The organism is Streptomyces polyasparticus, from assembly GCF_014493765.1.
In the GTDB taxonomy this organism is placed as follows: Bacteria; Actinomycetota; Actinomycetes; order Streptomycetales; family Streptomycetaceae; genus Streptomyces; species Streptomyces polyasparticus.
Map to the genome: position 1 here is coordinate 522627 of NZ_JACTVJ010000011.1, position 10787 is coordinate 533413.

The following is a 10787-nucleotide window of genomic DNA, read 5'->3' on the forward strand; positions in this document are numbered from 1 at the left end:
TGTTCTCGTTTCACGGCTCCGGCCGGCGCGCGACCGGCCGGAGCGGGTGGGGTCATCTGAGTGCTCGTGCGCCGACTGTGGTGGCTCTCGGCGCCGGACCGGCGCGGGAGGCGGCCGGGCTGCGCGGTTGGCGAGGTGCCGGTGACGACGGGGTGGTGCTGCGCTGCCAGCGGGTTCGCAGGGCGGTGAGGTCGGCCAGGGCGCGGCGGCTGCCGGTGACCAGCTGGTGCGGCGAGTTGGCCGGGTCCTGGGCGTAGGCGGTGATGCGGGTGCCGACGTCGAATGCGCGGGCCAGCAGGGCGCGTTGAAGGACTCGGGCACCCCAGTATTCGGGGGATCCGACGGGAGCGGAGATCAGGGCGATGAGGTCGCCGGGGTCGACGCCGCCGGTGAGGAGTCCGCGGTGCTGGGCCTCCCAGAGCACCGTGACCGGGTCCACGGGCTCCCCGTTGCGGACCAGAGCGGTCAGGCACTGCCACACCGCGGCGTGCAGGGGCAGCGTGAAATCGTCGGGCTGCACCCAGCGCATGGCCTTCAGCTCTGCCGGGTACGCGGTGGCCGTTGCGAGGAGGAGCCGTTCCTCGTCGAGCGCTTCCTCGCCGCTGGGCCCTGCGAGGGTGCCCGCCACGGAGGTACGCGGCAGCGAGCCGGGGTGCGGGGCGAACTGTCCGGCGAGTGTGTCCAGGAACTGTCCGAGGGCGTCGGCCAGGTCGAGGGTGGTGGCGGCTGGGTTGGGCAGGGTGGTGTCGGTGGCCGTTTGGGCGAGGCGTTCGGCGTGCATGAGCAGCGTGCGCCGGGCGTGATCGGCTCGGATCATCCGGGCGTATGTCGGCGCGTGCCGGGGCCAGGGGCAGACCTGGATGAGCGTGTGGAGGTAGGAGGCGGTCAGTCCGGGGGCATGCGGGCGTGCCGCGTCGAGGACGGTGTTCAGCCAGGCGGGATCGGAGCGATGGGCTTCGGGGGCGGGTGGCGGCATCGTGCGTATGGCCTGGAAGAGGGCGCCGTGGGCGTGGTTGCTGAACTGGCCAGCGTCCAGTGTGCCGATGTCGGCGAGCCGGTGTGGTTCCAGGAGGAGCGCGCCGAGCAGGGATTGCTCGGCGTAGTGCACTGGCTGGGCAGGGGGCAGGTCGTCCAGGTCGTCCTCGTAGGGGTCGGTGGGTTGGGGCATCTAGGCGGCCAGGGTGAAGTCGTCGGGGCAGAGGGTCTTGCCGAGGTGCGGGGCCAGCAGGTGGGCGGCGAGTCTGGGTGGCACGGCGTTGCCGATCTGGGAGAACTGCTGTCCCTTGTTGCCGGCCCAGCGGTAGTCGGCCGGGAAGGTCTGCAGGAGGCCGGCCTCCTGGGCGGTGATCCGGATGGACTCCGGCGTCGGCTGTTCCTCGCCGACGTCGTTGGAAGGGGGTTCGGCGACCCAGACGCATTCGTTCGCGCGGTGGCCGAAGAACAGCGTCCCGGCCGGCTCGTCGGATCGGCGCACGGTCGCGTTCGCTTGGTTGTTGCTGCGCAGCGACCACGTCCATCTCACCTCGCCGACGCAGGCTCGGTCGGGGCCTTCACTCCTGCAGCACTTCCGTGCTGCGCGAGGGCTGGCCGAACTTCCCCTAGTCCGGGGGGACTTCGTCTCGGCCGGGGTGATCTGAGGTTTCCAGGTGCCGCGGTCGCGCGCGTCGGTGAGCGTCTTGCGTGAGCCGGAGGGGAAGGGCTCGGGTCCTCCGCCCGGTCCTCCACCTGCGCACACGGTCGGGACGGGGCGGTCGGTGGCGCCCCAACCGAGGGCATCGGCCATGGACACCCACTGCGCGCGGCCCGGCCCGAACAGCGACTCGGGCTCGCCGACCTTGGCATGCGTGGGCGGCGGGGGTTCGGCGGTCCGGGTACGTGAGGCGAGCAGAATCGCGCGCCGCCGCGTCTGCGGCACCCCGTAGTCCGCGGAGTTGAGGATCCCGGTCCAGACCGAGAACCCCCAGCTGCGCAGGATCGCGGCGTACTGGCGCCACAAGGGCAGGACGTCGGGCACCTCCTCCATCGCGACCCACTCGGGCTGCCCCTGTTGGTGGAGGGCGTGCAGGTAGCGCATCGGCTCGGCGGCGAGCAGCGAGCGCTCGTCGCGGCAGGCGGCCAGCAGCTGTTCGCGGGTGTCGCGGCCGGTGGCGAGGTCGGCGACGGCCTGGTGGACGAGCGGCTGGTCGAGGAGACCGAGGCGTTTGCCGGCCATCGACCACGCCTGGCAGGGCGGGCTGGCGATGAGCCCGGAGGTCTTCCCGAGGAACGGCCCCACCGGGTACATCGCTACGTCGGTGCGAATCGTCAACTGGCCTTGCGCGGCCCGTGTTTTGCAGGCCCATTCGTCCCATTCCAGCCCGATGTCCCGCACGCCGAGCACGGCCAATGCGTGGCTCCATCCGCCGGGGCCGGCGAACAGGTCCAGCGCGATCACGTGGCCAGCCCGAAGTCGTCCTGCGTGGCGGCGATTTCGCCTCGGCAGGTCCAGGGCGAGCACCCGTCAGAGGCGCCCTCTTCCAGTTGCTCCGTGTCTTCTTCGGCGCCGAGTTCCTGCTGGAGCGCGGCCCATTCGGCGGCGGTGACATGGTCGATCGGAGCTTCGCTCAGCGGAATGCGCGAGCGGTGCAGGAACGCCTCGCCTAGCAGGCGGTTGCCGGTGGCGTTGGCGCGGGCGTTTCCCTTGCGAATGGCGGCGTCGAATTCCACCACATCCGCCCACTCGGCTGGGGAAGTGTCGCGAATTTGCCGCCACTGAGCGTTTCCATGAAATGGGCAGCCAAGGCAGCTCGATTTGGGAGTGTCCGCCAATCCGAGTGAGGAGAGGTAGCGGATGCAGTCGCTGCGTGACCAGCCCAGGTCGATGAGCGGGTGCCGGTTGCGCATGTACTTCACGTCCGCGTCCTTGGCGCGGTGGAATTCATCGGTGGAGATGCCGACCCATTGCTCCACGAACACGTCTCGCGGGATGCGGGCTGGGTAGGGGTAGCCGAGGAGTTCGCGGACCTGCTTCTTTATCGGCTTAATCTTATATTCGCCGGTGCACTGCCGCCGGGTCATTCCTGCCTTGCCGTCCTGATTGAGGATGTAGAGCGGCATGGAGGCGAATCTGTGGCCGGGGTCGAGCGCATCGTTGCGAATATTTCCGGAGGTGACCCGCAGGATGGGGATGCCTGCCGGTTTCGCTATCTCTCGCTCCAGGCGGTCGAGATGCGAATAAACGGCCTTCGGTTCCCAGCCTGTGTCGGCAAAAATGGCGTAGTCGACCTTCGGGAGAATTCCTTCGGCTGACAGGGCGAGCATCGCGCTGGATTGAATTCCGGCGCCAAGTGAGATGGAGCGGAATACGGGGTCTGTGGAAATGGGGGTGTCCTTGCAGTGAGCGGGGCGCTGTCCGTGGGCGGAGGTCAGCGGCGGGGAGTGGGGGCGCGCTGCGCGGCGGGCGCCGGCAGGGCCGGGGTCGCGGCGGGGGCGCGGGGCGAGGCGAAGGCGGGGGCGACCTCGTCGAGGCCGTCGGCGAGGTCGCGCGCGGCGTCTGTGGCCGTACGCAGCCATTCCCAGGTAGGGGTGGGAAGTCTTCGCCAGTGGGCGTTGTCGCGCGCCCATTCGAGGATCTCGGCGGCGTTGCGCAGCTGTTCGGAGAGCTGAGCGAGTACGGCGTGCTGTTGGTCTGCGTCGCGTTTGGAGGCCACGTACTGGAGGAGTTCGTCGAGGGCGTTGGGTGCCGGGTCCGGGTCGTCGGGGAGTCCGTAGAGCCGGGCGTGCAGGGACTGGGCGATGCCGTTCGCGGGGCCGCCGGAGGACCGGTGGTCGTAGCGCGGTGCGGCCAGGCGGCGCAGCGTGAAGTGGACGACGACGTCGCGAGGCGTGGCATCAGGGTGGACCTGGGCGGCCAGGGCACGCGCGATGTCGTGCGGGGTGGGGGTGTCGGAGGGCGTGAGGTCTCCCGGGAAGTCGAGTGCGGGATCAGCGGGCGCGGCCGACAGCGGCCGCCGGCAGGGGCGGAGCCGGTCGTGTGGTCAGTGCGGTGGGGCGTGGTGGCCGTGCGAACGAGCAGGCGAGGTCGCGGCGCCCGGCTGCGGTGAGATGGAGGCGCTCGTCGTGGAACCAGAGCGGGCAGTCCTCGCGGGCTACGAGGCCGCGGGCCTCCAGGGCGCGGACGGTGCTGATGGTGAGGCGCAGGTCGTCGCGGCGCAGGTAGGGCTTGCCGTCGTCGGCGATGGTCACCTCTCCGCGTGCTACGGCTTGGAGCGCGGCCTGCTGCGCGGGAGACATAGGCGGTGGTTGGTGCTGCGGGGCAAGGCCCCGGCGGCGTCGGTCGGTGATGTAGAGCTCCGCGGCTGCCAGCGCGTCGGATGCGCCGAGCGCGGTGAGGTCCGTGACGAGGGTGATGCGTCGGCCGGCCTCTTGGCGTGCCTCCTCTTCGGACAGCACGGCCAGGAAGTCGTCGCCCAGTTCGATGGGCAGTCCCTCACGGGTGTGGTCGAGGATGTCGACGGCGTCGATCAGGTGGTCGGCGGTGTCGGTGGCGAGGTGGGCGAGTTGTCGTACGCGCGAGTACACCGCTCGGATGTCGGGGCTGTGGTACATCGACTGGGCGTTGAGGGTGTTCACGATGTCGAGTGCCGCGTGGGCGAGGTGCTGGGCGGACGCGGTGCGGTGTGTGAGGAAGGCGGTGGGGTTCGAGTTGTAGAGCCGATGCCGGGTGAGGGCGTCGTTGTGCCGGGTGAAGTCGGCAGCCAGCGCGAGGAGTTCTTCGGCCGGCTCAAGGGGGAGGGTCTTCTCGGTCAGGATGACTCCGGGACAGGGCAGTTGGGGGTCATAGGCGACGGCCGGGCTGGGATAGCCGGGCGAGGGCGTGTGCGACCTGGGGGTTGATCGCGGCCCCGCGGACCGGGGTGATCAATGCGCTCTGCTCATCGAGCGAGCTGAGGGGAATGTCGCGGAAGGCCCGCTCCACGGCGATGGGCGCTGCCAGGTTGGCGAAGAAGTTCCGCACCAGGCCCTCGGGCACGTCGTGGGTGAAGGTGGCCAGCGGCTGGTTTTCGAAGTAGGCGTGCACGGCCTGCCAAGTGATGTCGTCTTCGGGTGTGTGCAGGAGTTGGCAGTACCAGTCGGGGGAGGTCAGCACGCGGTCCTCGACGGTCCACAGGTGGAGCGTCGCGAGCTGGTCGACGGGCATGTCCGTGATGGGGATTTGCTCGGCGTGGCGGGTGTCGCCGAGCAGCTGCGGCAGCGCCTGGGTGACGGCGGCGACTGCCTCCAGGGGAGCCTGCCGGCTGAACACGATTTCCCAGTACGGCTCGTGATGGGTCACCTTGCACCAGCGGCCGAGCGGCTGCAGTTGGTCGAAGTCGACGAACAGGCTGCCGTCGGGGCTGTCGATCGTGACGTGCCCGGTGGTGGCGTCGTGCTGTGTCGGCCAACCGAAGAGGTGGATGAGCGGGCCGAGGACGTCGGCGAGCCGATCGCCGGCGCCTGCCATGTAGCGGGGAGAGACCATGACTCGGTCGTCGGGCGCGTGCGCGGTCATCGGTGGGCTCCCTGCGCGGCCACGGCCTTGGGCGCGGCGACCACGGTGGTTGTCGGCGCGATGTGCGGGCGCTGCTGGGTCAGGGACTGCTGCCCCTGCTCGGTGACCGTGATGGTCTGTCCGACGACCAGAGAGGTTCGGGTGTCGTTGGTGACCAGCCCGTGCTTGGCCAGGACGCGGTAGGTGGCCATGGAGACGCGGGCTCCGTTGTTGGCGGCGACTCGGGTCTCGGCCTTCCTGCGGTTTGGATTCCGATACAGATGGCCGCCGCTGTTCAGGGCGGTGAGGGCGTCGTACTGAGCAGAGGTGAGCGCGGGGACTGTCGGCTGCCGTACGGCCGACGGCTTGTGCTCGCGCGTGGTGGCCAGGTCCTCGGTGATGCCGTGGGCGAGGTAGTGGCAGCCGATCGCGCACAGGTCGAGCTGGTGGACGGCGTCGTCGAGGTGCCCGTTCATCTTCGGGATGGCCTCGGCGTGCCGGGCGGTGCGTATCGCCTCGCTGGTGGCGGGGTAGCCGGCGAACTCGGCGCCCTCGTAGGGGTTGGCGAGCACCATGTGGGCCAGGTCGGTGCCGGCGAGCGAGGACGACGACACGACCGAGGCCAGCAGGTCCAGGCTGGCCCGGCTGCCGGGGACGCCTGTGTACGTGCTGTTGTCGAGTGCCTTCAGGCGCACCAGGGCGGTGGCTGTGAGGTCCTGCGCTTGGAGGAGGAGGGGACTGATGTGGCGCAGGGCGTCCGTTCCGGGCGTGTAGGAGATGTCTCGCACGCGCGCTTTGAGGGCGTCGAAGTCGTGCGCCAGCTGCCGGAGTTGGCGGGCTTGCTCGTTCAGGTCGGGTGGGTGCGTGGGGATGGGGTGGCTCCTGTGAGGGTTCAGCGGCTTCGGGTGGCGGCTTGCGCTGCGGCGGGCAGGGGGCGGGGCGTGGTGCCGGGCGCGGTGCTCGGCCTGGCCGGCGGCGCGTCGATGACCGAGGCGAGGGCGGTGATGCCTGCGGAGGTGAGGCGTACGCGGTCCAGGGGCGGGCCGCCGATGTAGGCGGCGGGCGCCGAGCGGGCGGTTCTCTCGGCCAGGCCCTTCGTCTCCAGGGAGCGAAGGGTGCTCATCAGCACCTTGGGCTCGCGGGAGCGGGTGAACTCGCGGCCCAGAGAGCTGCTGGACACGACGTGTCCGCAGGCGATCTCGGCCAGGGCCGTGCGGTGAAGGGTGTTCAGCTGGTCGTCGGGGGCTGGCGCGGTGGCCCAGCGGCGCCGCCGGGCCTCGGCGGCCAGCGTCATGGCGCAGCTGACGGCGGCTTCTGGGGCCAGCGCGGTCAGCTCGCGAGCGATCCCGGTGTTGAGGTCGGCCGAGGCGCTGGCGAGGAAGGTGAGCTGCTTCAGTCGCATGACGGTCTCGGTCAACTCGGTGCTCTCATAGAGTCGTTCGCCCTGGATCGCCTTGATGGCGGACTGGGTGTCGGCGGCCAGATGCTGTGCGGAGGCGGCGTGGGCATCCGGCGCGGGCGGGTCGGTCGCGCGCAGGAGGAGGTCGAGCGCGTCGTTGTGCTGGGTGTACTGATCTGCCAGGTGGAGCAGGCGCTCGACGGGCGTCGGCGGTGGTGTCACCTCGAACAGCTGGGCGTCTGTGGGTGATGGGGTCATGCGCGCGAGCGGTGGCGAGGAGCCGGTGTGCAGGACACCGTCGGTGTGGTCGCGGGCCTCGGCGCCTGTCCGTCCGCGGTGTACTGAGGTGGTGCGGAGGATTCGAGGGTGGCGGCGACGTCCGCGACGTGCCTGCAACAGGCGAGTGCCTGCTGGTTGGTTGCGGTGTGGGTGAGGGCCTGCAGAGTGACTTCGGGGTCACTGTTGCCGCATTCAAGGCAGCAGCGATGGTCGGGGTTCCAGTCGCTGGGGACTTCGTGGATCTGTGTCATAGGCGGGTTCCAGGTGGGCTGACGGACGGTGCGCAGAGGGGATCGAGGAAGCCGGCGGATGCTATGCGGCGGGGCCGAAGTCGGACTGCTTCGGGGCGGCCTTGGCGATGGCGCGGGCGGTGATGCCCTTGGAGGCGCGGGCGGAGGCGGCGGAGAGTTCGTCGGCACCGGGCTCGAGATACCAGGGGCGCAGGTCGAGCATGGCGACGCGCATGCCGGTCGCGAACGCGAGCGCGGTGCCCTTGGGCAATGCGCGGATGGCGTCGGCGGCCAGGATGCGTTCCTGCCGCATGGACACCGAGGTCGACTTGCCGGACTCCGAGGTCGAGGTGGAGGTCGTCTCGACATCGTGGTCGCCGATCAGCCGGGACAGCTTGTCGGCGAAGTCCGGGTCGTCGATACCGCTGCCAATGACCTTGATGGTGGAGGCGGACCACATGGCGTCCATGCCCGCGTCTCCCCACACCTTTTGGCCCTGGCGGTAGGACTGCAGGATGGTGATCGGGATGATGCCGCGCGATCCCAAGTGGGAGTACAGGTCGGGCAAGTCGCTGATCTTGCAGACGTTCGCGGCCTCGTCGAGGATCGCGAGCATCGGCGGGTCGAGGCGTCCGCCGGCGCGTTCGGCCTGGGCGGTCGCGGCCCGCATCACGCTGTCCGCACACGCGGCGATCAGAGCGCTGGCTCCTCCGCCGCCATCCTTCGACAGCAGGTAGAGCGTGTCCTTGGAGGTGACGAACGTGCTGGGCGTGAACTCCGGCACGTCCTTCTGCGGGGTCACCCAGGCGGCAATCTCCGAGTTGAGGAGGGCGGCGGCGTACTGGCGGGCCGTCTCGTAGATACCGTCGCGGGTTTCGGGCGGGCCCTCCACGGTGCCCTTGAGTTGGGCGGCGACCGCGGCGAACTTGTGGTCGCGCAGGATGTCGAGGGGCGTGCGGTCGGCGGGGAAGGCAAGCCACGCCATTACGTCGGTGATCGGCCGTTCGTCGAGCGCGGCGGCCAGGAAGAGCTGGGACAGGATGTTGCTGCCGGCCTTGGACCAGAAGTCGCCCTGCTGGCTCGCGTCCACGGAGGCGGCGAGGAAGTGACCGGCCAACCGGCCGGCGCCGTCGAGTGTCCTTGCGTCGGCCAACGGGTTCCACCACATGGCTCGTTCGGCATGGGCGATCTGCTGTGGGTCCATCGACCAGGTCCGGCCGACGGCTGCTCGCGCATCGAGCGTCGCGGTGTAGGCATCGCCGGCGGCTTTGTTGGACGTGAGCAGGACCGGGCCGGGCGCGTTGAGGATGGAGGGGATCGCCAGCGAGGTGGTCTTACCCGAGCGGGGCGCCATGATCGCGACGGCGACGTCCTCGTACCCCATGCGCACCTCATGCCTCGTGCCCTGGAGATTGCCGAGGAGGATCCCGGTGTCGGCCGCGGCGATGTGTTTGGCGTACTTCAGGCTCGGGCGCAGCGACCGCGCTTTGTCGGTGATGGCCTTCGACATCAGCGGCTCGATGTCCCGTTGCTTGGCCATGCCGTCCACGTGCTTCTTGCGCCCGCTGCCGCCGCCTCGGTGCCGCTTGTAGAGCACGGCGGCGGTGATTCCGAGGGCGACGAGTACGGCGCCGGGTGCGATGCGCGTGCCGAGCAGGAGGGACGTTTCGCTCAGGTCCGGCCATAGCTGGTCGGGATGCAGGAGCGCCTGAACCGGCTGGTAGGGGGCCGTGGCGGAGCTGGTGGCCCAGGCGGTGAGATTGCCGCCGAGCCAGGCGAGGTTGGACAGGGGGACGGTGATGGCGAGGGCGATGCCCAGGACGCGGAAGGCTATGTCGTAGCCATCGGTGGATGTGGAGTTGGGCTGGGGCAAGGGCTGTTCCAGGTACGGGGGGAGGGAAGGGGGCCGGTTGCGACGGCCTGGTCAGCGAGCCCGACCCCGCGCCGGTCCGGGCGGCGCGGGTGGAACGTCGGTCGCGTGACGGTGCCGCTCGGCGAGGCTGCTTATGCGTCGCTCCAGAGCGAAAGCGACGTCGGCCGTGGGGACGGGACGGGTATGCACGGTCATGCGGTCGCGGGCCCAGCCTGGAATACGGCGGGGGTCGCGCATCATGGGCGCGGGGTCTGCGAGCGACTGCGTCACGGCGGCGATCAGGTGCAGTGGCGTGGTGCCGGTGAACACGGCTCGCCAGATTGTCGGGTCTCGGATGACCGCCGTCTCGATGTGCCACAGGTCGCTGCCGGGAGTTCCGAGCCGCTCGACGCGCGTGATGCCATCGGGGGCTGCGAGCCCTCCGAAGTGCCGGGGCGTTTCCCATCCCGCGTCCTGCAACGCGGCAAAGGGGTCGGGCTCTGCTGCGGGCGGCCCGGATGGGTCGGTCAGCGCGTCGGTGAAGGCGGCGATGATCTCGACGGGGGTGCGGCTCTGGAAGGTGACCGCCCAGGCGGGATGATCCGCGGTACGCGCCTGCCGGATGGTCCACCAATCCGGATCATCCGGATCGCCGGGGGCCAGACGAAGTTGCGTGAGCTGGTCAGGGCTGGTGAGCATGACCCGCGGTATCAGCGGGTCATGCCCGTAGCTCCAACCGGCAACCCGGTGCAGCGGCTGGGTGATCCAGCCGGGATCGCCGATGCCCGCGAGGTAGCGCGGGGCGATGAACGCCTGCTCGACGGTGTTGATCACGCCGATCACCGCCGAACCGCAGCGGCGGCTGTGGGCGCGGGCTTCGCGATGGCCGCGACCCCGGAGCCCGTACGCAACTGCTTCCGGGCCAAGGCGTTGATGGCGAACAGGGCCTGGCCGTGGATCGCCCACTGGTCGAGGTAGGACCAGGCTTCCGCGTAGCTCTCCGCTAGCGGTTCCTCGTACGCCTTCGTTCCGGGTCGGGCGCTCTCTGGCAGCGCGTCGCGTACCGCGCGCCAGTCGGCATAGCCGGCGTACAGGCACTGGGTGGCCTCGTGCAATTCCCCTACCTGCCAGGCATATCGCCGGATCCGGGCGGAGGGTGACAGCTGGGCGAGCTGCTGTTCGGCGACATAGACGAGTTCGTCGGCGTGGTAGTAGACCCGGCCGAACGCGGACAGGGTGTCGGCGTCGCGCTTCTGCTGGCGCAAGCCGTAGGCGTCCTCGTCATAGGGCTGGAACGTCTCGGGGTCGGAGTGCTGGTCGGAGTAGTGGTCCCAGGCGGTGAGGATCTGTCGGCTGTGCCGCAGGTAGATGGCGAGCTGGCTGAGATAGAGGCGGTGCGCCGCGCTCGCGGGTTCGAGTGAGATGGTCAAAGAGGGCCTTTAGAAGTCATCTCATTTGGTGAGTCTGCGGTAGCAGATGAGGGTGCAGGCGATGCTGGTGAAGGCCAGGAAGTGGTCG

The 10787-nt window shown here is 69.8% G+C and carries 11 protein-coding genes; all 11 read right to left on the reverse strand.

The features are described from left to right. Positions 1 to 52 precede the first annotated feature (52 nt). Positions 53 to 1168 (reverse strand): DnaB-like helicase N-terminal domain-containing protein, encoded by a 1116-nt coding sequence (locus tag H9Y04_RS24480; RefSeq protein WP_187816139.1) that lies wholly within the window; start codon positions 1166 to 1168, stop codon positions 53 to 55. Beyond that, a complete protein-coding gene (locus H9Y04_RS24485; protein ID WP_187816140.1) occupies positions 1169 to 2434 on the reverse strand; it encodes a DNA cytosine methyltransferase in 1266 nt (421 codons plus the stop codon). It lies immediately after the preceding gene. After that, complete coding sequence (locus tag H9Y04_RS24490; protein WP_187816141.1) at positions 2431 to 3300, reverse strand: adenine nucleotide alpha hydrolase family protein; 870 nt, start codon at positions 3298 to 3300, stop codon at positions 2431 to 2433. Before H9Y04_RS24490 ends, H9Y04_RS24485 begins: the two co-directional genes overlap by 4 nt. A gap of 104 nt (positions 3301 to 3404) precedes the next feature. Next, positions 3405 to 3689, reverse strand: coding sequence for a hypothetical protein (locus H9Y04_RS24495; protein WP_187816142.1), 285 nt, complete (start codon positions 3687 to 3689; stop codon positions 3405 to 3407). Between the two features lie 274 nt (positions 3690 to 3963). Further along, the gene (locus H9Y04_RS24500) at positions 3964 to 4611 is read right to left on the reverse strand and encodes a hypothetical protein (RefSeq protein WP_187816143.1); all 648 of its coding nucleotides are present in this window, start codon (positions 4609 to 4611) and stop codon (positions 3964 to 3966) included. 205 nt (positions 4612 to 4816) lie between these two features. Beyond that, positions 4817 to 5530, reverse strand: coding sequence for a DUF317 domain-containing protein (locus tag H9Y04_RS24505; protein ID WP_187816144.1), 714 nt, complete (start codon positions 5528 to 5530; stop codon positions 4817 to 4819). After that, the gene (locus H9Y04_RS24510) at positions 5527 to 6297 is read right to left on the reverse strand and encodes a hypothetical protein (RefSeq protein ID WP_187816145.1); all 771 of its coding nucleotides are present in this window, start codon (positions 6295 to 6297) and stop codon (positions 5527 to 5529) included. Before H9Y04_RS24510 ends, H9Y04_RS24505 begins: the two co-directional genes overlap by 4 nt. A gap of 104 nt (positions 6298 to 6401) precedes the next feature. Then, positions 6402 to 7166: a hypothetical protein gene (locus H9Y04_RS24515; protein WP_187816146.1), complete on the reverse strand. Its 765-nt coding sequence runs from the start codon at positions 7164 to 7166 to the stop codon at positions 6402 to 6404. Positions 7167 to 7499: 333 nt separating this feature from the next. Further along, positions 7500 to 9290, reverse strand: coding sequence for a type IV secretory system conjugative DNA transfer family protein (locus tag H9Y04_RS24520; protein WP_187816147.1), 1791 nt, complete (start codon positions 9288 to 9290; stop codon positions 7500 to 7502). Between the two features lie 51 nt (positions 9291 to 9341). Then, the gene (locus H9Y04_RS24525; RefSeq protein ID WP_187816148.1) at positions 9342 to 10112 is read right to left on the reverse strand and encodes an SPDY domain-containing protein; all 771 of its coding nucleotides are present in this window, start codon (positions 10110 to 10112) and stop codon (positions 9342 to 9344) included. After that, the gene (locus tag H9Y04_RS24530; protein ID WP_236071275.1) at positions 10109 to 10699 is read right to left on the reverse strand and encodes a hypothetical protein; all 591 of its coding nucleotides are present in this window, start codon (positions 10697 to 10699) and stop codon (positions 10109 to 10111) included. The genes H9Y04_RS24525 and H9Y04_RS24530 overlap by 4 nt, the downstream gene beginning before the upstream one ends. Positions 10700 to 10787 lie beyond the last annotated feature (88 nt).